At 62.0% G+C, this 19,811-nt stretch carries 21 protein-coding genes; 13 read left to right on the top strand and 8 right to left on the bottom strand.

The genetic code is table 11. The features are described 5' to 3' along the window. Window positions 1-6: 6 nt before the first annotated feature. Both QHC67_RS00770 and QHC67_RS00765 read left to right on the top strand, forming a co-directional pair. Window positions 7-702, top strand: a complete 696-nt coding sequence (locus QHC67_RS00770; protein ID WP_319289898.1) for an ATP12 family chaperone protein — start codon at window positions 7-9, stop codon at window positions 700-702. 90 nt (window positions 703-792) lie between these two features. Beyond that, window positions 793-1,521, top strand: coding sequence for a hypothetical protein (locus QHC67_RS00765; protein ID WP_319289896.1), 729 nt, complete (start codon window positions 793-795; stop codon window positions 1,519-1,521). Window positions 1,522-1,542: 21 nt separating this feature from the next. Here QHC67_RS00765 and QHC67_RS00760 read toward each other — a convergent pair whose 3' ends face one another. The 5 genes from QHC67_RS00760 to QHC67_RS00740 all read right to left on the bottom strand — a co-directional run bounded on the left by QHC67_RS00760 (window position 1,543) and on the right by QHC67_RS00740 (window position 5,303). Continuing rightward, window positions 1,543-2,181 carry a hypothetical protein gene (locus QHC67_RS00760; protein ID WP_319289894.1) on the bottom strand — a complete coding sequence of 213 codons (639 nt, stop codon included), beginning with the start codon at window positions 2,179-2,181 and terminating at the stop codon, window positions 1,543-1,545. A gap of 76 nt (window positions 2,182-2,257) precedes the next feature. Continuing rightward, on the bottom strand, window positions 2,258-2,938 hold the full coding sequence (gene gmk, locus QHC67_RS00755) for a guanylate kinase (RefSeq protein WP_319289892.1): 681 nt from the start codon (window positions 2,936-2,938) through the stop codon (window positions 2,258-2,260). Between the two features lie 55 nt (window positions 2,939-2,993). After that, window positions 2,994-3,308 (bottom strand): hypothetical protein, encoded by a 315-nt coding sequence (locus QHC67_RS00750; protein WP_319289890.1) that lies wholly within the window; start codon window positions 3,306-3,308, stop codon window positions 2,994-2,996. A 68-nt stretch (window positions 3,309-3,376) separates the two neighbouring features. Further along, window positions 3,377-4,759 (bottom strand): class II fumarate hydratase, encoded by a 1,383-nt coding sequence (gene fumC / locus QHC67_RS00745; RefSeq protein ID WP_319289888.1) that lies wholly within the window; start codon window positions 4,757-4,759, stop codon window positions 3,377-3,379. A 64-nt stretch (window positions 4,760-4,823) separates the two neighbouring features. After that, window positions 4,824-5,303, bottom strand: coding sequence for an SspB family protein (locus QHC67_RS00740; protein WP_319289886.1), 480 nt, complete (start codon window positions 5,301-5,303; stop codon window positions 4,824-4,826). 100 nt (window positions 5,304-5,403) lie between these two features. On the opposite strand from QHC67_RS00740, the gene hisB reads away from it, so the two are divergent. The 8 genes from hisB (at window position 5,404) to QHC67_RS00700 (ending at window position 10,884) form a co-directional block, all read left to right on the top strand. After that, window positions 5,404-6,000 (top strand): imidazoleglycerol-phosphate dehydratase HisB, encoded by a 597-nt coding sequence (hisB, locus tag QHC67_RS00735; RefSeq protein WP_319289884.1) that lies wholly within the window; start codon window positions 5,404-5,406, stop codon window positions 5,998-6,000. Between the two features lie 30 nt (window positions 6,001-6,030). Continuing rightward, window positions 6,031-6,315 carry a YciI family protein gene (locus QHC67_RS00730; RefSeq protein WP_319289882.1) on the top strand — a complete coding sequence of 95 codons (285 nt, stop codon included), beginning with the start codon at window positions 6,031-6,033 and terminating at the stop codon, window positions 6,313-6,315. Then, window positions 6,312-6,923, top strand: coding sequence for an imidazole glycerol phosphate synthase subunit HisH (hisH, locus tag QHC67_RS00725; RefSeq protein ID WP_319289880.1), 612 nt, complete (start codon window positions 6,312-6,314; stop codon window positions 6,921-6,923). Before QHC67_RS00730 ends, hisH begins: the two co-directional genes overlap by 4 nt. Next, a complete protein-coding gene (hisA, locus tag QHC67_RS00720; protein ID WP_319289878.1) occupies window positions 6,920-7,651 on the top strand; it encodes a 1-(5-phosphoribosyl)-5-[(5-phosphoribosylamino)methylideneamino]imidazole-4-carboxamide isomerase in 732 nt (243 codons plus the stop codon). Before hisH ends, hisA begins: the two co-directional genes overlap by 4 nt. Window positions 7,652-7,685: 34 nt before the next feature. Beyond that, complete coding sequence (hisF, locus tag QHC67_RS00715; protein ID WP_319289876.1) at window positions 7,686-8,486, top strand: imidazole glycerol phosphate synthase subunit HisF; 801 nt, start codon at window positions 7,686-7,688, stop codon at window positions 8,484-8,486. After that, the gene (locus tag QHC67_RS00710) at window positions 8,483-8,812 is read left to right on the top strand and encodes a phosphoribosyl-ATP diphosphatase (RefSeq protein ID WP_413818462.1); all 330 of its coding nucleotides are present in this window, start codon (window positions 8,483-8,485) and stop codon (window positions 8,810-8,812) included. Before hisF ends, QHC67_RS00710 begins: the two co-directional genes overlap by 4 nt. A gap of 4 nt (window positions 8,813-8,816) precedes the next feature. Beyond that, a complete protein-coding gene (locus tag QHC67_RS00705) occupies window positions 8,817-9,194 on the top strand; it encodes a histidine triad nucleotide-binding protein (protein WP_319289874.1) in 378 nt (125 codons plus the stop codon). Between the two features lie 157 nt (window positions 9,195-9,351). Beyond that, window positions 9,352-10,884, top strand: coding sequence for an amino acid permease (locus QHC67_RS00700; protein ID WP_319289872.1), 1,533 nt, complete (start codon window positions 9,352-9,354; stop codon window positions 10,882-10,884). Window positions 10,885-10,928: 44 nt separating this feature from the next. Here the strand turns inward: QHC67_RS00700 and QHC67_RS00695 are convergent, their stop codons facing one another. Further along, window positions 10,929-12,197, bottom strand: coding sequence for a multidrug effflux MFS transporter (locus tag QHC67_RS00695; RefSeq protein ID WP_319289870.1), 1,269 nt, complete (start codon window positions 12,195-12,197; stop codon window positions 10,929-10,931). A 202-nt stretch (window positions 12,198-12,399) separates the two neighbouring features. On the opposite strand from QHC67_RS00695, the gene QHC67_RS00690 reads away from it, so the two are divergent. After that, complete coding sequence (locus tag QHC67_RS00690) at window positions 12,400-14,175, top strand: copper resistance system multicopper oxidase (protein WP_319289868.1); 1,776 nt, start codon at window positions 12,400-12,402, stop codon at window positions 14,173-14,175. After that, on the top strand, window positions 14,172-15,083 hold the full coding sequence (locus tag QHC67_RS00685) for a copper resistance protein B (protein WP_319289866.1): 912 nt from the start codon (window positions 14,172-14,174) through the stop codon (window positions 15,081-15,083). The genes QHC67_RS00690 and QHC67_RS00685 overlap by 4 nt, the downstream gene beginning before the upstream one ends. A 12-nt stretch (window positions 15,084-15,095) precedes the next feature. Here the strand turns inward: QHC67_RS00685 and gyrB are convergent, their stop codons facing one another. After that, window positions 15,096-17,585: a DNA topoisomerase (ATP-hydrolyzing) subunit B gene (gene gyrB, locus QHC67_RS00680; protein ID WP_319289864.1), complete on the bottom strand. Its 2,490-nt coding sequence runs from the start codon at window positions 17,583-17,585 to the stop codon at window positions 15,096-15,098. A 102-nt stretch (window positions 17,586-17,687) separates the two neighbouring features. Here gyrB and QHC67_RS00675 point away from each other — a divergent pair, with 102 nt between their 5' ends. Beyond that, the gene (locus QHC67_RS00675) at window positions 17,688-18,179 is read left to right on the top strand and encodes a hypothetical protein (RefSeq protein WP_319289862.1); all 492 of its coding nucleotides are present in this window, start codon (window positions 17,688-17,690) and stop codon (window positions 18,177-18,179) included. A 2-nt stretch (window positions 18,180-18,181) separates the two neighbouring features. Here the strand turns inward: QHC67_RS00675 and QHC67_RS00670 are convergent, their stop codons facing one another. Next, window positions 18,182-19,759 carry a peptide chain release factor 3 gene (locus QHC67_RS00670; protein WP_319289860.1) on the bottom strand — a complete coding sequence of 526 codons (1,578 nt, stop codon included), beginning with the start codon at window positions 19,757-19,759 and terminating at the stop codon, window positions 18,182-18,184. Window positions 19,760-19,811: the final 52 nt, after the last annotated feature.

The raw sequence follows: 19,811 nt of genomic DNA, 5'->3' as shown, positions 1-19,811 counted from the left end.
GACGTCATGAAGCGCTTCTACAAACAGGTCGAATCACGCGCTGCGGAAGGCGGATGGCAGATCGCGCTCGATGGACGCATGGTGCGCACTCCAGGTCGCGCGCCGCTGCTATTGCCGACGGAGCAGATGGCGCAGGCGATCGCCGCCGAATGGCGTGCTCAGGGCGATGACATCGAACCATTGTCGATGCCCGCGACCGGGTTCGCCAACGCTGCCATCGATCAGGTCGCCCCTGACCCTGCCGATTTCGCCGCAACTATCGCCCGATACGCCGAAACCGATCTGCTCTGTTATCGTGCAGAAGGTCCGGCAGCGCTGGTCGCGCGTCAGGCTGCCGAGTGGGACTTTTGGCTGGATTGGGCGCGGCGGCGCTATGACGTCGCATTCCGCACAACCGTCGGCATCGTCCACGTTGCCCAGCCCCCTGAGACGGTAACGCGACTCTCGAACGCCGTAACCACTTATGATCCTTTTACACTTGCGCCACTTTCGACTCTCGTGACGCTGACGGGATCTTTGGTCCTGGGCCTCGCCATCACCGAAGCCGATGCCGATCCGGACGTGATCTGGAATGCGGCCGAACTCGATGCGCTATGGCAAGCGGAAATGTGGGGCGAGGATGCGCAGGCGCAGGCGCTCGCCGCCGCGCATCGGCGGGAATTTGACGCTGCGGTCGCTTTCTGTAGGATGGCGCGGACCTGATGGTTAGCAAATCGTCAGTTCTATTCAGTTCGTTACGCCTGCGTACCTGACCCCAAGCGGGTGCGCATGCACCGTTAGGAGACAGGACCCTTGACTCGAACCGCACTCATTGCCCTCGTGATGACGATGACCGCACCTGCCTTGGCGCAGACTGCGGCCGCTCCCTCAACCCCTACGCCCGCACCCGCTCCGGCGGGGCAGATGACCCAGGCACAGGTCGCAGCTTTCAATCAGGCCGTGACCGACTTCACTGCCGGTCAGACTGCACAGCAGGGCGGCGACCACGCAGCCGCGCTTGCCAAATATGAAGCAGCACTTCCTGGTATCCGCACTGCCGTTCAGGCACAGCCCGACAACATCGACAATGTAAACTTCCTCGCCAATGCCCTCTACGCGGCTGCAGCGGCTTCCGGTGCCCAGCAGCAGCTAGACAAGACGCTCGCTTATTATGAGGAAAGCGCTCCCCACTGGCGCAAGGTAGTAGCGGCCAAGCCTGCAGACGCGGCCAGCCGCGATATTCTGGCAGGCATCCTCGTTCAGCTCGGCAATGCCAAGCTTTCCAAGCAGGACAAGGCAGGCGCGGACCCGCTCTATACCGAAGCGCTGGCTCTTTCGCGCAAGTCCGTGGCCGAAAAAGCCGCTGATCCCGTTGCGAAGAACCTGCTGCTAAGCGCACTGATCGGCGCCAGTCAGACCAGCGCCGACCCCAAGGTGAAGGAAGAAGCCGTAACGACGGCCAAGGCGATGCTTGCCGACGGTTCGGTCGATGCCGTCAACAAGCCTTCGGCTCAGGCGCTGACGGGCACACCCGCCGCCTGACGTTCGGGAGCGGCCCTCTGCTCACGGCAGGGGGTCGCTGTCCGACCTTAGCGGCGAACCGAAGCTGTTGTCGGTCGTCGGATTGCGCGGGGTTGTCACGGGATCCACAGTGACGGTGGCAGGACTGTCGGGCATCAGCTTCGCAGCAATCACGCCTGCCAGCACCAGTCCGACGAAGTCGCTGAAGCCCAGATACAAGAAATATCCCCAAGGCGCGTGATTGAACACAGGTTGCCCTATATGCAGCCACAAGACCGCCGCCATCGCGAACGCGACAACCGCGCGGATGCGAGTCGACGTGTCGCCTGACACGAAACGAAGCGCGAGCGCGAAGATCACGCCCACCACCAAAGCGAGGATCAGCCCTCCGATCAGCGCATTCATGTCCAGCGATGGGTAGCCGTTGATGTTGAAAAGGACCTGCGCAATGGGGCCCTTGCCGTATAATATCGTCCCTTCGCTCGTCGTAGTGGAGGGAATCAGATAAGCGCCTGTCCCTGTCTGCGTCAGGCCCTGCGCAAGGGCCGCCTGCAAATTCGTGCTGACTGTCGGATCGGCATGGGAATAGGCGATGTTGGCAAGCGGCGTGCCCCAGAAGACGAAGCCCGTCAGGAACAGGGCGAAACCGCCCAGCAAACCACCAAGCAAGGTGCGTATCATGGCAAAGTCCCTCCTGTTGTGCCGTCAGGCTGCAGGAGAAACGCGCGCCTGTCTATTTCTATCCGCGACGGGACAGTCAGTCGCCTTCGCCAATGGCCCTGCCCATCTTGCGGATGAAGCCGATGAGGCCGGTCTGGCGGCTGCGCTTCATGCGCTCGGCATCCAGGATGGTGCTTACCTTTTCAAAGCAGGCGTCGGCATCGTCATTGCAGAGCACATAATCATAGCCGTCCCAGTGGGCGATTTCGCCTGCCGCGCGGCTCATGCGGCCCTCGATCACTTCATTGCTGTCAGTGGCGCGGCCGCGCAGGCGACGTTCCAGTTCCTCCATCGAAGGGGGGAGGATGAAGACTCGCACGACATCACCGCCGGCAATCTGGTACAACTGTTGCGCGCCTTGCCAGTCGATATCGAACAGCACGTCGCGCCCGGCCTTGAGCATGGCTTCTACCGGCGCGCGTGGCGTCCCGTAGCGGTGTCCGAAGACGTGCGCCCATTCCAGAAACTCGTGATCGGCCACCATCTGCCGAAAGCGGGCCAGATCGACGAAGTGATAGTCTTTGCCATCCACTTCGCCGGGACGGATCGGGCGGGTCGTGGCGGACACCGACATGACAAGGCTTGGGTCAGCGGCCAGCAGCTTGCGCGCGATGGTCGATTTTCCAGCTCCCGAGGGCGACGAGAGGACAAAGAGAACCCCGCGGCGCTTGAAGCCATGGGGATCGTTCACGCGGTCGGTTCTGGAGGTGTCGGCCATGCCTGCTACTGGCGCGCAGAGGCCGATCCGTCAACGCCGCAGTGATTTGCGCTCGTTATCCCACGTGCGGAACAGGCTTTTCCAGCGCGGCGCCAGCTATGATGTTATCCGTCGGCGGCGTTCCATCGGGGCCGGCGAGCCCATCCTTGACCGCCGTGCCATGCGGGCCCAGCGCATCGATCTCTCGCTTCTTAGTCAGAAGCTTGTGTGCGACATAGGTCCCCCCCACCAGCAATGCACCCATGGGCGACCGAGCAATCACGCGCGTCGCCAGCATTCCGGCGGCGACGCCCAGCACTCCGGATTTGCCGCTATCGGCGGCGATGCGCGTGCCGATCACAGTGGCAGCGATCTTGGTGAATATTCCCATGCTGGATTTCTTCCTGTTACTGCGATGGATAATGTCTGACGGTGCAGCAGGTTCCGGGAGACGCTGCGTCAAACCATGTCTTGCGGACGAACAAGCCGCTCGAAGGTCGCCTCGTCAACCAATCCTAATGCAAGCCCCGCTTCCTTGAGCGTCAATCCGTGCTGGTGGGCATGCTTGGCGATCTTCGCGGCATTGTCATAGCCGATTTGCGGCGCGAGTGCAGTCACGAGCATCAAGGAACGATCGACAAGCTCTGCGATCCGCGACTCATTGGCTTTCAGCCCCTCGACGGCACGTTCGGCAAAGCTTTCCATTCCGACAGCGAGCAGGTGAATGGACCGGAGCACATTGGCGCCGATCATCGGCTTGAAGACGTTGAGTTCCAGATGCCCCTGCATTCCACCGGCGGTCACGGCCTGATGATTGCCGATGACTTGCGCCGCCACCATCGTCAGCATCTCGTTCTGCGTGGGGTTCACCTTGCCCGGCATGATCGAACTACCCGGTTCGTTGGCGGGCAGTTCGAGTTCGCCAAGCCCTGACCGCGGCCCCGACGCCAGCAACCTGATATCGTTGGCGATCTTCGTGAGGGCGACGGCCAATGTGCTCAACGTGCTGGAGAGATGCACCAGCGGATCGTTGGACGCCAGCGCTTCGAACTTGTTGTCGGCGGTGCGGAACGGCAGGCCAGTCAGCGTCGCGATTTCCGACGCGACGGCTTCCCCGAAGCCTTTGGGGGCATTCAGGCCGGTTCCGACTGCAGTGCCGCCCTGCGCCAGTGCCATCATCCCGTGCATAGCCGCAGGCTCGATCCGCGCCCGGCAGCGGTAGAGCTGATGTGCATAGCCGGAAAATTCCTGGCCGAGCGTCAGCGGTGTGGCGTCCTGCAAATGCGTACGGCCGATCTTTACGACCTCGGTCCACTCCGCTGCCTTGGCTTGAAGTGCCCGCTGCAGTCGATCCAACGCGGGGAAAAGCTGGTTCGTTACGGCCAACGCCGCCGCGATGTGCAGGGCGGTCGGGAAGCTATCGTTGGACGACTGGCTCATGTTCACATGGTCGTTCGGGTGCACGGGCGACTTGCCGCCTCGTGTGCCGGCCAGAACTTCGTTGGCGCGTCCGGCGATCACTTCATTGACGTTCATATTGGATTGCGTGCCGCTGCCCGTCTGCCAAATGACAAGTGGAAACTGATCGTCATGCTTGCCCGCCACGACTTCCGCCGCCGCGGCCTCGATGGCGTCGGCCAGGCCCGCGTCCAGCCCATGCGCCCGGTTCACGCGCGCCGCCGCCTGCTTCACCACCGCCAGAGCGTAGATAATGCCGATCGGCATCCGTTCGGTTGCCCCGAAGGGGAAATTCTCGATGCTCCGCTGCGTTTGCGCGCCCCAATAGGCATCCGCCGGGACATCGATCGCCCCGATACTGTCGGTTTCACTGCGAGTGGTCATGCGGTCGCGCTCCTCTTCAACGAGTCAGCGCGGATGTGGGAAGGGCAGTGGCTTAGCGCCAGCCTTATTTCTTCTTGCCGAAATCCACGGTCACGACATTGGAGCCATCTTCCGCCATCACGACCGGCCCGTCATTTTCGGCCGCCTCGTGCAACTGCGGTTCGTCGCCATAATCCTGCACCTGGAACTGAAGGGCGAAGTTGACTGCCGGATCGACAAAGGCGCTGATCGCCGCAAAGGGAATGACCAGATGCGATGCCACCTGATTGAAGGTCAGGCTGACTTCGAATGCCTTGGGGCCGACCTTCAAATCCCAGAACTTGTTCTGCAGCACGATGGTCATTTCGTCGGGAAAGCGTTCGACGAGGCTGCGGGGAATATCGACGCCAGCGGCTTGCGTCTTGAACGTGATGTAGAAATGGTGGCCACCGGGAAGCCCTCCCGACTGCTGCACTTCTCCCAACACCCGGCCGACAACCGCGCGCAGCGCTTCCTGGACGATCTCGTCGTAGGGAATCAGGCTATCTGGAAGCGTGTCGCTCATGGGCATCTTCCTAACGCCCCGAGGATATCGGTCAAGGGCAGTCATCTTGCCGCGCGCGTGGAATCGTTGCGCCCGTCGCGGCAAACGCTATAGGAGCGCCATGCGCACCGCCGAAATCCATCGCAAGACCGGGGAAACCTCGATCGATGTCGCCGTCAATCTGGACGGCACAGGCACTTACACGGTGTCGACCGGCATCGGATTCCTGGACCACATGCTCGAACAGCTTTCGCGCCATTCGCTGATCGACCTGAACGTGCAGGCTGTGGGCGACCTGCATGTCGATCAGCACCACACGACCGAAGACACGGGGATCGCCATTGGCGAGGCCGTCGCCAAGGCGCTGGGAGACAAGAAGGGGATCACGCGGTTCGGGTCGGTCTATTCGCCTATGGACGAAACGCTGACACGGGTCTCGCTCGACATTTCCGGGCGTCCGTTCTTCGTGTGGAAGGCGGAATTTTCCCAGGCGCGGCTTGGCGAATGGGATACCGAACTGATCGAGCACTGGTTCCATAGCTTTGCCCAGTCGGCGGGTCTGACGCTCCACATCGAGAATCTGTACGGCAGCAACAACCATCATATCGTGGAGAGCTGTTACAAGGGGCTGGCGCGGGCGCTGCGGCAGGCGGTGGAGATCGATCCGCGCAAGGCAGACAGCATCCCCTCGACCAAAGGCATATTGGGCGCGGCCTGACTGGGCTCGACGACGTGAAAGGCTGAAACGATGATCATCATTTCGCTGCGCTACACGGCTCCGTTGGCTGAAGTGGATGCGCATCTGGACGCGCACGTCGCGTGGCTCAAGACAGCCATTGCCGATGGCTGGGTAGTAATCGCCGGGCGGCAGGTCCCGCGCGAAGGCGGCATTCTGATTGCCCGTGGAGAGAAACAGGACGTTGCGGCCAAGGCGGCGACCGATCCCTTCGTCATCAACAATGTAGCTGAACTATCATTGGTCGAATTCAGCCCGAGCATGACGGCGCCTGGATTTGAAATCTTCAAAACATGATCGCGCTGATCGATTATGGCGCGGGCAATCTTCACTCCGTGCATAACGCCCTGCGTCAGGCGGGAGCGGGCGACGTGGCGATCACGGCCGATCCGGATGTCGTGCGCACTGCCGATCGTATCGTGCTTCCCGGTGTAGGGGCTTTCCGCGCCTGCCGCGATGCCCTGGTCGGGATCGACGGCATGGTGCAGGCGATGGAGGACGCGGTTTCATCGCGGGGCGTGCCGTTTCTGGGCGTCTGCGTCGGGATGCAGTTGCTGGCCGATGCCGGTGAGGAATTCGGGCGGCATGATGGGCTTGGCTGGATTTCCGGCACCGTTCGCCACATCACGCCCGCCGATTCGGCCGCAAAGGTGCCGCATATGGGCTGGAACGATGTCATTTCCGGTGTGGCGCACCCCTTGTTGCAACCGGGCGAGGCGTATTTCCTGCACAGCTATCATTTTGCGGCCAGTGATCCGGCGCATGTCGCGGCGACCACTGAGCACGGCGGACCTCTGGTCGCTGCCGTTGCGCGCGACACCATCATCGGCGTGCAGTTTCACCCTGAAAAAAGCCAGTCTTACGGCCTTTCATTCCTCTCCCGTTTTCTGGACTGGCGCCCATGAGTCTCATCGTCTTCCCCGCCATCGATCTGAAGGGCGGTCAGGTCGTGCGCCTCGCCGAAGGGGATATGGATCGCGCCACCGTCTACGGCGACGATCCGGCCGCGCAGGCGCTCCTGTTCGCCGGGGCGGGCGCCCAGCATCTGCATGTCGTCGATCTGGACGGCGCGTTCGCGGGTCAGGCCGTCAATGCCTCGGCAGTTGAGAGCATCGTCGCTGCTTTTCCGGGTCACGTACAATTGGGCGGCGGAATTCGCGACCGCGCGGCCGTCGAGCGGTGGTTCGGCCTAGGCGTTTCACGCGTCGTGATCGGGACCGCCGCGTTGAAGGATCCGGAATTCGTCAAGGCCGTTGCTGCAGACTTTCCCGGCGGCATCGTCGTCGCCGTCGATGCGCGCGATGGCTTAGTGGCCACCGAAGGCTGGGCCGAAAAGTCGGACATGCCAGTAGTAGACATGGCCCATCGTTTCGAGGATGCGGGCGTTGCGGCGCTGCTGTTCACGGACGTTGGCCGGGACGGAATGCTCAAAGGGTGCAACATCGAAGCAACCGTCGATCTTGCCCGCGCCACTGACATCCCGGTGATTGCCAGCGGCGGCGTCGCGGGTATTTCCGACATACGCATCCTGAGCCTCCATGTGGAGGATGGGATCGAGGGTGTGATCACTGGCCGTGCTTTATATGATGGGCGGCTCGACCTTGCCACCGCGCTTGCGCTGGCGGCTGCATGACGCTGCTGGCGCTGTCCCTTGGGAGTAACGGCGCGTGACTGTCCGCACGCGCGTCATCCCCTGCCTCGACGTCGCCAATGGCCGCGTCGTCAAGGGCGTCAACTTCGTAGATCTTGCAGACGCTGGCGATCCGGTGGAGCAGGCCCGGCTCTATGACGCGGCCGGGGCGGATGAACTCTGCTTCCTCGACATCACCGCCAGCCATGAAGCGCGCGGCACGATCCTCGACGTCGTGCGCCGCGTCGCGCAGGTCTGCTTCATGCCAGTGACCGTGGGTGGCGGCGTGCGCACGCCCGAAGATGCTCGCGCATTGTTGCTGGCGGGCGCGGACAAGGTCGCGGTGAACAGCGCCGCAGTCGAGCGCCCTGAAGTCGTCGCCGACATCGCAGATCGCTTCGGCAGCCAGTGCGTGGTCGCCTCCGTCGATGCGCGGCGCGTGTCAGATGGCCGGTGGGAGATCTTCACCCATGGCGGACGCCGCGCCACCGGCATCGGCGCTCTCGAACATGCGCGGCGCCTGGCCGAACTTGGCGCAGGAGAGCTGCTGGTGACGTCCATGGACGGTGATGGCACGCGTGCCGGATACGACCTTGCCCTGACGCGCGCAATCGCAGACGCCGTGGCCGTGCCCGTCATCGCAAGCGGCGGTGTCGGCACGCTGGATCATCTGGTCCAGGGTGTGATCGAAGGCCATGCGAGCGCTGTCCTTGCCGCCTCTATCTTCCATTTCGGCCAGCATACGATCGGCGATGCCCATGCTGCACTCGCCGCCGCGGGAATCCCCGTGCGTCATCCGGTTTTCCCGCCGACTTCGGAAGGAGGGCGCGCATCATGACGGCCATTTCTGACACCCTCGCCCGCCTGGAGGCGACCATTCGTGCCCGTCGCATGGCCGATCCGGAGAGCAGCTATGTCGCCAAACTCAGCGCCAAGGGCCGCGCCAAGATTGCCCAGAAAGTGGGCGAGGAGGCCGTCGAGACCGTCATTGCCGCGATGTCGAACGACAAGGAAGGCACAGCTTCCGAAGCTGCCGACCTGCTGTTCCATTTGGCGATCCTGCTGGCCGACATGAACCTGTCGCTTTCGGACGTGTGCCTGGAACTGGACCGTCGTGAAGGCGTATCGGGTATAGCGGAAAAGGCGTCCCGCCCTCAGGAGTAGTATCGTGCCCATCGACCCGACGCTTGCCTATGACGACGACAATATCTTCGCGCGCATACTGCGGGGAGAAATCCCGTGCAGTAAGGTTTATGAGGATGACGCCGCTCTGGCCTTCCACGACATAAATCCGCAGGCGCCGACGCACATCCTCGTGATCCCCAAAGGCCGCTATGTCAGCTGGGATGACTTCTCCGCCCGCGCGCCGGATGCGGAAATCGCTGCATTCGTGCGCGCCGTGGGGAAAATTGCGCGAGAAGCGGGGCATGTCGAGAGCGGATATCGGCTGCTCGCGAACGTCGGCATAGACGCGCATCAGGAGGTGCCGCACCTGCACGTTCACATCTTTGCAGGCAAGCCTTTGGGGCCGATGCTGGCGCGCTGAACCCGCGGCAGACTCGACCGGCGCCACTCCAATCATCAAAGATCATTGCCCTGCCGCGCAACAAGCTTGCACAGGCGGATTTAGTCGATAGTCTCGTTACCCATGTTAGGGGAGCGCGCCGCCTGGCGCGCCACGAGATACAGAGAGTAACCATTTCATGATCTTCGGGCGCATAAAGTCACTCGACGCGATCTTGGCGACGGCCGAGAAGAAGTCGCTGACCCGGTCGCTGGGCGCATTTCAGCTCACGATGCTGGGCATCGGGGCCGTGATCGGCACCGGCATTTTCGTTCTTACTGCCGAGGCCGCCCAAAAGGCTGGTCCCGGCATGATGCTGGCCTTTGTCATTGCCGGGTTCGTCTGCGCAGTAGCGGCGTTATGTTACGCTGAGATGGCAGCGATGGTGCCGGTTTCCGGGTCGGCCTATACCTATAGCTATGCTGTGATGGGCGAATTGATCGCCTGGATGGTCGGCTGGGCGCTGATCCTCGAATACGCTGTTGCGGCAGGTGCGGTGTCGGTCGGCTGGTCGGGCTATGTGGTCGGCCTGATCGAGAACGCGTTTCATATCGACATTCCCGACATGCTGGTACGCGGACCCTATGACGGCGGGCTGGTCAACTTGCCTGCCATGGGCATTGCGGGCCTCGTCACCTGGCTGCTGGTAATCGGCACCAAGGAAAGCGCGTCGGTCAACGCCGTGCTGGTGGCGATCAAGGTGGCGGCGCTCACGCTGTTCATCGTGCTGGCGGTGCCGGTGATCAACATGGAGAATTTCACGCCGTTCTCACCGCTTGGCTTTGCCGGCATTTCGGCGGCGGCGGCGTCGATCTTCTTCGCCTATGTCGGGTTCGACGCTGTGTCGACGGCCGCCGAAGAGACGAAAAATCCCCAGCGCAACATGCCGATCGGCCTCATCGGATCGCTCGCCATCTGCACCATCTTCTACATTCTCGTGGCGGCGGGCGTGATCGGCAGCGTGGGGGCGCAACCCGTGAGCGGGCCCGGCGGCGAAGTGCTCTCGCCAGGCAGCGTTCAGTTGTCGCAACAGTGTGCTGCGCTCGCCGCCAGCGGCAAGGAAGCCGTCGTCTGTTCGAAGGAGGCTCTGGCCTGGACCTTGCGCGAAATCGGCTGGCCCCAGATCGGCAACCTCATCGGCCTGGCAGCGGGTCTCGCCTTGCCTTCGGTGATCCTGATGATGATGTTCGGCCAGACGCGCATCTTCTTCGTCATGAGCCGTGACGGCCTGCTTCCTGCGGTCTTCTCGAAGGTACACCCCAAGTTCCACACGCCCTATGTCATCACCATCCTGACGGGCATTTTCGTGGCGCTGTTCGCCGCCTTTTTCCCGGTCGGCATTCTCGCGGACATCTCCAATTCCGGCACATTGTTCGCCTTTGCGGCGGTGTCTATCGCCGTGCTGATGCTCCGCCGGACGGACCCGGACCGCCATCGGCCATTCCGCACGCCCGCAATTGCGCTGACTGCGCCAATAGCGGTCGCGGGCTGCGTCTATCTGTTCTGGAGCCTCGGCCACGAGACGAAGATGATGTTCGTCGGCTGGGCGGCGATCGGTCTGATCGTGTACTTCGCCTACAGCTACAAGCGCAGCCACGTTGGTCTTGGGCTTCAGGAAGTACATGAGCGGGACGCAGACGTGCCGCCGGCGCCCGTGCCTCCAATTCGATAAGGAGCACGGCCCAGTAGTGCCGCCAGAGCGGCGGCACTACTGGCTTATCGTGGGCTCACTGCATTTTCGCGGTGGTCTGCCAGCCTGCGGCGTCTGAACAGCTGCCACCGCTCCGCCCATGCGACGATCAGGAACGCCAGCAAGCCATAGCACAGGAAGCCAAGCGCCAACGGAAGCGTCGTTCCGTTGAACTGCCAACCTACTGCCGCGCCCAGCAAGGCCGACACGATAGTGGTCAGGAACGCCTGGAATGATGAGGCCATGCCTGCGCCACGTGCAAACGGTTCCATCGATATGGCGCTGAAATTGGAGCCGGTGAAGGCAAAGCTCAGCATGGTGGCAGCCTGGAACACGATAAAGCTGAAGACCGTTTCCAGGCCGGACCATGTATAATATGCATGCGTCGCGGAAATCATGATCATCGCCAGAAGCGATCCTTGGCTGAGCCGCCGCGCGCCTATCCGCTCGACCAGGTGACTGTTCAGAAAGCTGCCTACTCCCATAAAGCCAGCGATGAGAGCGAAAGCCAGCGGAAACCTGGCTTCTTCATGAAACACGTCGAAGAAGATCTGCTGAACCGACGTGATGAAGCCGACCAGACCGCCCAGGACGACACCACTGGCAAGCATATGGCCAATGGAGCCACGGTTCGTCACGATGGTCCAAAGTGTGCTTTTGAGGTCGCCCACCCTGACTTCGACTCGGTTGGCCGGGTCCAGCGTCTCTGGCAACCTGATCAGCATCCAGAGCGTGATCAGGACGGTGACGATCAACAACGCCCAGAATATCCAGCGCCACGGCGCGACCAGCAGCACGGCCTGCCCAAAGGAGGGAGCAAGGATCGGAACGACCATGAAGACGATGAAGATCAGCGACATGATCCGCGCCATCTGATCGCCATGAAAGCGGTCGCGTACTATGCTGATGGCTATGACGCGGGTAGCGGCGGCGAAAAAGCCGCAAGCGAATCGCGCGGCCAGCATCATGGCGAAGCTTTGCGACATGGCGCAAAAGCCGGTGGACAGGGCCAGCAGCACTAGCGATATGCCCATGATCGGCTTGCGCCCGAAGCGGTCCGACAACGGGCCGTAGATCAGTGAGCCGATGCCTAGGCCGAGGAAATAGGCCGTCACGATCCATTGCCGATCGTTGGCATGCGGGACGTTCAACGTCTCACCGATCGCAGGCAAGGCGGGTAACATCGGGTCAATGGAGAGCGCATTTGTAGCCATCAAGGCCGCAATTAGAGCCACGAACTCCTTGAACCCGAGCCGGAAATGCGCCGGTGGTGTAGAGTGAGGTAGATGTTGCATGCGGGGGGATATGTCCTGCACAAGATTTTTTAGCTAGTGCTAATAGCTGGCGAAAGCGTTCGGCAGGAACAATCGAAGGACCATGAGCAAAGTAAACGCCTTGTCGGGCGGGATGCAGGCTGCGCGCCGATGATTAAGAGGTGCATTTGGTATAACGAAAATTATGCGTGGCAGTCAGTGGGATCATTGAAGCAGGATAAATATGGACATTGGGTCTGATCGCAGGACGTTTCTTCGTGGCATGGGACTCGGCGCCACGGGCCTGGCGCTTTGCAGTTATCTTCCGGGCTGGGCGCAGACGACCTCCAGTGGCTTGTCACCTGCTCTCCCCACGGTGTCGGGGCCCGATATTGCGCTGAAGATCGCTCGCCAGACGATGATGATCGACGGCAGGCGCTCTAAGGCCATTGGCATAAACGGCACCGTGCCTGGCCCGCTCATCCGCCTGCGTGAGGGTCAAACGGTGCGCCTTAACGTCATCAACGACCTGGACGAAGACAGTTCGATCCACTGGCACGGCCTGCTGGTGCCGCCGCAGTATGATGGTGTGCCGGGTATCTCCTTTCCCGGCATCAAGTCACGAACGAGCTTCGTCTATGAGTTTCCTGTCAGGCAGAACGGAACCTACTGGTACCACAGTCACTCAGGTTTGCAGGAACAACTGGGTCACTATGGCCCGATCATCATCGATCCGGCCGAACCCGATCCGGTGAAGTTCGACCGCGAGCATATCATCGTGCTGTCCGACCACAGCATGATGGCTCCCGAAGCGATTTTCCGGCGGATGAAGGTCGATCCCGGTCATTTCAATTACCAACGCCAGACGCTCACCGGACTGCTTTCAGGCAAGGATCAGCCGCTCAGGGAACGGCTGGCGTGGGGGGCGATGCGAATGGACCCGACCGACATCTCGGATGCGACCGGCGCGGCCTATACGTACCTCGTCAATGGTCATGGGCCAGGGGATAACTGGACCGCGTTGTTCGCTCCGGGTGAGCGCGTGCGGCTGCGCGTGATAAACGCCTCGTCGATGACGACCTTCAACGTGCGCATTCCGGGACTTCGCCTTACCATCGTGCAGGCCGACGGACAGAATGTGGTGCCGGTGGACGTGAACGAGTTCCAGATCGGCGTCGCCGAAACCTATGACGCGATCGTCACGCCGGTCGAGGATCGGGCCTACACGCTGGTGGGCGAAGCCATCGACAGGTCCGGCATGGCGCGCGCCACGCTAGCGCCACGCACAGGAATGGCCGCCGAAGTGCCTGCCCTGCGGAAGCGGCCCCTCGCGACGATGAAGGACATGGCCATGTCCGCGCCCGGCCGCAACGATGCACCTCCTGCAATGGCGATGGATCATTCCACGATGCAGGGAATGGATCATGGTTCGATGCCCGGCCACGCAGAATCCTCCGACCATGGTTCGATGGACATGCGCGACTTTTCAAATGCGCCGCAGGTGAAGAAAGGACCCGGCGTTCAAACGATATCGCCAATGCCGATGGACCGGACCGGCGAACCCGGCCAAGGGCTGGCGGATGTCGCTCACAAGGTGCTGGTCTACAAGGATCTAAGGGCGCTCGAGCGCAACCCCGACGTACGCGCCCCGAGCCGCAGCCTGGACATCCACCTCACGGGCAATATGGAACGCTTCATGTGGTCGTTCGACGGCGTGAAGATGTCGGAGGCACACATACCCATCCCCTTCATCGAGGGCGAACGTGTCCGCATCAACCTGATCAACGACAGCATGATGGGGCACCCGATCCACATCCACGGGCACTTCTTCGAACTGGTAACGGGACATGGCGACCACGCGCCGCGCAAGCATACCGTCGTCGTTCAGCCCGGCGGTAAAGTGACTTGGGATTTCACCGCCGATGCAGTGGGGGACTGGGCCTTCCACTGCCACCTTCTCTACCACATGCATGCCGGCATGATGCGGACCGTCAGCGTTCGCCCAAGGGGCGAAGCATGATCCGCGGCCTCGCCCCGCTGATCATCGCGAGCCTGTGTGGGCTCGCATGGCCCGCCGACGCGCAGGATCACTCGATGCATCACATGCCGGGCATGTCGGCCGAGGCGTCGATGGATGGGACCACGCATGCCGAGCCGGTCGATGACGAGACCGGGACAGCGCTCCCGGCAGGTAATGCGCCCGCGCCAGCGCCCGCCCCGGATCATTATGCGGACCGCATGTTTCCCGCGGAGGACATGAAGCGTGCCCGCCGTCAGATGATGCAGGAGGAAGGCGGGCAGACCTTCCATATGGTCTTGCTGAACCTGGCTGAAGCGCAGATCCGCGACGGCCGGAATGGCTATCGATGGGATGGCGAAGCATGGTTCGGAGGCGACATCAACCGCGTGACGATCAAGACCGAAGGCGAAGGCGCATTTCGTGAGGGCCTGGAAGCCGCCGAAGTGCAATTGCTCTACAGTCGCGCGGTCGGCCCCTATTTCAATCTACAGGCAGGCGTCAGGCAGGACATTCAGCCTTCGCCTGCCCGGACCTATGCCACGGTCGGCTTCGAAGGACTGGCTCCATTCTGGTTCGAAGTGGAGGGCGCAGCGTTCGTGTCGGATAAAGGCGATGTGCTCGGCCGCGTGGAAGGCTACTATGACCAGCGCATCACACAGCGCCTCGTCTTCCAGCCGCGGATAGAAGCAAATTTCGCTGCGCAAAACGTCGCTCAGAACCGAATCGGCGCAGGACTCGTGAATGTCGAGCTAGGCGCGCGCCTGAGATATGAAGTGACACGGCAGTTCGCGCCCTATGTCGGCCTGTCCTACGACGCGAAGATGGGGCAGACTGCGGACTATGCGCGAGCGGATGGCGACGATCCAACGTCCACCAGCTTAGTGGCGGGCGTACGGATCTGGTTCTGAATTGCCGCCGATCTAGACGTCCAGATTGGCGACGTTCAGTGCATTATCCTGAATGAACTCGCGGCGAGGCTCCACAATGTCGCCCATTAGGCGCGTGAAGATCTCGTCGGCCACATCCGCCTGGTCGACTTCGACGCGCAGCAGCGAGCGCGCGTTTGGATCGAGCGTCGTTTCCCATAGTTGCTCGGCGTTCATCTCGCCCAGGCCTTTGTAGCGCTGGATAGACAACCCCTTGCGGCCTGCCGCGAGTATGGCGTTCAGCAAATCGCTCGGTCGCGACACAGCCATGCCTTTTGCCGATGCGGCGGGCGTTTCTTCGCCCTCTGCCGTGTCTTCCTGTGCAACCGCAGTCTTGGCTGACACAAGTCGGCTGGCGGTGAGATAGGCCCCGGCCTGCTCCGTCGCCAATGCGTGCAGCTTGCGTGCCTCCGCCGACCCCAGGAATGCCGCTTCGATGATGTGATGATCGGTCACGCCCCGCCAGAAACGCTGGAAGTGATAGCCGCCCTCCTCACTGACGATGCCGGTCCATTTGCCCTCGGTATCTGCAAGGTCCAGCCAGCGCACCGCTTCGGTCAAGGCTGCCTGCCGCCGCGGCGTATCGATGTCGGGGTCGAGCGCACCGGCCAGCGCCAGCGCCTCGATGATGCGGGGATCGTAGCGGCGCGGCATGTAGCGCATCAGCGTGCGCATCCGACGGCTGTGATCGATCAGCGCACGCAATTCGTCACCGAAAATGCGCCCCTCATTGGTTTCCAGCGCCATCGTTTCCACGCCGTTGTCCACCAGATACTGATCGAGCGCAGCCTCATCCTTCAGATACACTTCGCTGCGTCCGCGCGCCGCCTTGTACAGGGGCGGCTGGGCGATGAAAAGGTGGCCGTTCTCGATGATCTGCGGCATCTGGCGATAGAAGAAGGTCAGCAGCAGCGTACGGATATGCGCGCCGTCCACGTCGGCGTCGGTCATGATGACGATCTTGTGATAGCGCAGTTTCTCGATGTTGAAATCATCGCGGATGCCGGTGCCCATCGCCTGGATCAGCGTGCCGACTTCCTTGGACGAGAGCATCCGGTCGAGCCGCGCGCGCTCCACATTCAGGATCTTGCCCTTCAATGGCAGGATCGCCTGATAATGGCGGTCGCGCCCCTGCTTGGCCGAACCGCCTGCGGAGTCGCCTTCGACCAGGAACAGTTCCGATTTCGCCGGATCACGCTCCTGGCAATCGGCGAGCTTTCCGGGCAGGCTGGCGATGTCCATGACGCCCTTGCGCCGCGTCAGTTCGCGCGCCTTCTTCGCCGCTTCGCGCGCGGCGGCGGCGTCAATCACCTTCTGGATGATCATCTTGGCGTTCTGGGGGTTTTCCTCCAGCCATTCCGCCATCTTGTCCGCCATCAGGCTTTCGAGCGGCTGGCGCACTTCGGAGGAAACCAGCTTGTCTTTGGTCTGCGAAGAGAATTTCGGATCGGGCAGCTTCACAGACACGATCGCCGTCAGGCCCTCGCGCATGTCATCGCCCGTCAGCGAGACCTTCTCCTTCTTCATCATGCCGGACTTTTCGGCATAGCCATTGAGGGTGCGCGTCAATGCCGCGCGGAATGCCGCCAGATGCGTGCCGCCATCCCGCTGTGGGATGTTGTTGGTGAAGCACAGCACGTTTTCATAATAGCTGTCATTCCACTCCAGCGCGACGTCGATGGTCACATCGTCGCGCGTGCCGGAAATCGCGATGGGATCGGGCATCAGCGCCGACTTGTTGCGGTCGAGATATTTGACGAACGCCGCAATGCCGCCTTCATAGTATAGCTCGACCGTTTTGCTTTCCTCGTGCCGCGCATCGGTCAGGAACAGCCGCACGCCGGAATTCAGGAATGCCAATTCCCGATAACGATGCTCCAGCTTGTCGAAATCATAATCGGTGACGTTCTTGAACGTGTCGGTCGAGAACATGAAGGTGACTTTCGTGCCCTTCTTCCCCTCCGGCGCATCGCCCAGCACCTTCAGCGGCGCTTCGGCATCGCCGTTGCGGAAGCGCATCCAGTGCTCCTGCCCGTCGCGCCAGATGTTCAGCTCCAGCCAGTCGGACAAGGCATTCACCACCGAAACGCCCACCCCATGCAGGCCGCCGGACACCTTGTAGGCATTGTCGTCCGAAGTATTCTCGAACTTGCCGCCCGCGTGCAGCTGAGTCATGATGACTTCAGCGGCCGATACGCCCTCTTCGCTGTGGATGCCGGTCGGGATGCCGCGGCCATTATCCTGCACGCTTACCGAGCCGTCCGGGTTCAGCGTGATGTCGATCCGGTCGCAATGTCCGGCAAGGGCCTCGTCGATCGCGTTGTCGGAAACTTCGAACACCATATGGTGCAGGCCGGAGCCGTCATCGGTATCGCCGATATACATTCCGGGCCGCTTGCGGACGGCGTCCAGCCCCTTCAAAACCTTGATGCTGTCGGCGCCATAGGTATTGGCGTTAGGGGTAGCTTGGCTGTCTTCGTTCATGGTCCATCATATAGGGTGGAGTGCTGCAAAACTAAAGGAAAAACAGGTGTCGTTGCGGCTTCGATGCTCTAGTTATGGCTCATGAAACCAGCATTTTCCCTAATGACAGCCATAATGCTCCTGAGCGCCTGTTCCGACAGCCGTGACGTGATGGAGGAACTCCCCAACAGCTCCATTGCAGGGGCTCCGCGAGACACGATGACGGACACCCGGATAGAGGCTACGTTGGCTCGCCGCGTCACAATCGGCGAGGACGGGCCGCGCCTGGACGCATGCGGCGCTCTGGGCGTCGTGCGCGGAATGGCGAATGGTCGCACGCTGGCCATGCGCGCCGCGCCCTTCCAGGATGCGAAGGCGATAGCGCAACTCGGGAACGGTGCGCGCGTGCATGTCTGTGCCCGCAGCCTTGATCAGCGTTGGCTGGGCGTCGTGGTTCCTCCGCCTGCTCCGCCTTCCGGGAACGCAGCAAATGCCGCTACACCAGCACCCGTGGACTGCGGTGTCTCGTCCCCGGTGGATCGCAAGCAGCCCTATGATGGACCATGCCAAAGCGGTTGGGTATCGAGCGGCTTCGTGCAGTTGATCGCGGGGTAAGTTCAGCGCTCGCGCGTAGCGCTGAACGTCACCTCCGGGTGCCGCTCCTGCTGGTAGCCGACATCCCAGGCGCTTTTCGCCATGAAGACATTGTTGCCGTCGCGGTCCGTGGCAAGGTTCGCGCGATTGAATTCGACGAAACTCTTCACGGCCGTCTCCTTCCCTGAAATCCAGCGGGCGGTATCGAAGGGTGAAGGCTCCAGCACGGCTTCCACTTTATACTCAGCCTCCAGCCGGGAGATCAGCACTTCCAGCTGCAACTGACCGACCACGCCGACGATCCACTGGCTGCCGAACTCGGGGTAGAACACCTGGATCACGCCTTCTTCGGACAAGTCGTCCAGCGCCTTGCGAAGCTGCTTGGTCTTGGTCGGGTCCTTCAAGGCGACACGCCGCAGGATCTCCGGCGCGAAATTGGGCAGGCCGGTGAACCGCACATCCGCCCGCTCGCTCAGCGTATCGCCGACGCGCAATGTGCCGTGATTGGGGATACCGATGATGTCGCCGGGATAGGCTTCGTCCGCCAGTTCCCGGTCCTGCGCAAAGAACAGGATGGGCGAATGTACCGCCATCGGCTTGCCGCTACCGGAGGGGGTGAGCTTCATGCCGCGCCGGAACTTGCCCGAACAGAGCCGCATGAAGGCGATGCGGTCGCGATGCTGCGGGTCCATGTTCGCTTGCACCTTGAAGATGAAGCCGGTCACGTCCGGGCGCTCCGGCTCGACCGGAGCAGGCTCGGCGGGCTGCGGGCGCGGCGGCGGCGCATGGGCGGCGAGCGCATCGATCAACTCGGTCACGCCGAATTTCTTCAGCGCCGATCCGAAATAGACGGGCGTCAGGTCGCCATGCCGATACGCGCCAAGATCGAACGCACTATAGCCGCCCTGCGCCAGTTCCGCCTCTTCGCGAAGACGTGCCAATGCGCGCGGCGACAGGAAATCCGCAAGCTTCGGATCATCAAGGCCGGTAAATTGATGCCGGTCGCCTTCGAATTCCTTGCTTGGCCCGGTCGGCTGCATCAGCCGGTTCGTGGCGAAGTCGTACACCCCCTCGAACTCGCCGCCCATGCCGACCGGCCAACTCATCGGCACCACGTCCAGCGCCAGCGCATCCGCCACTTCGTCGATGATCTCGAACGTGTCGCGGCCTTCGCGGTCAACCTTGTTGACGAAGGTAATAATCGGCACGTTGCGCATCCGGCAGACTTCGAAGAGCTTGCGCGTCTGCGGCTCGATACCCTTGGCAGCATCGATCACCATCACGGCGGAATCTACCGCCGTCAGCGTGCGATAGGTGTCCTCGGAGAAATCTTCGTGCCCCGGCGTATCGAGCAGGTTGAAGGTGATCGTCTCCCCGTCCCGCGTCCGCTCGAACGTCATGACCGAGGAGGTCACGGAGATGCCGCGCTGCTGCTCGATCTTCATCCAGTCCGACCGGGCGCGCCGATTGGCTCCGCGTGCCTTCACTTCGCCGGCCAGATGAATCGCGCCGCCCTCCAGCAGCAACTTTTCGGTCAGCGTGGTCTTGCCCGCGTCAGGGTGGGAAATGATCGCGAACGTGCGGCGTGAGGGGATCGTCATGATGTTTTCTCTTCGTCATTCCTGCGCAGGCAGGACTCCCGCTTTACGTGGG

Source organism: Sphingobium sp. (assembly GCF_033795625.1).
Classification (GTDB): Bacteria; Pseudomonadota; Alphaproteobacteria; order Sphingomonadales; family Sphingomonadaceae; genus Sphingobium.
Note: the sequence above shows the minus strand (reverse complement) of the source record. Positions and strands in the feature narration are given on the sequence as shown.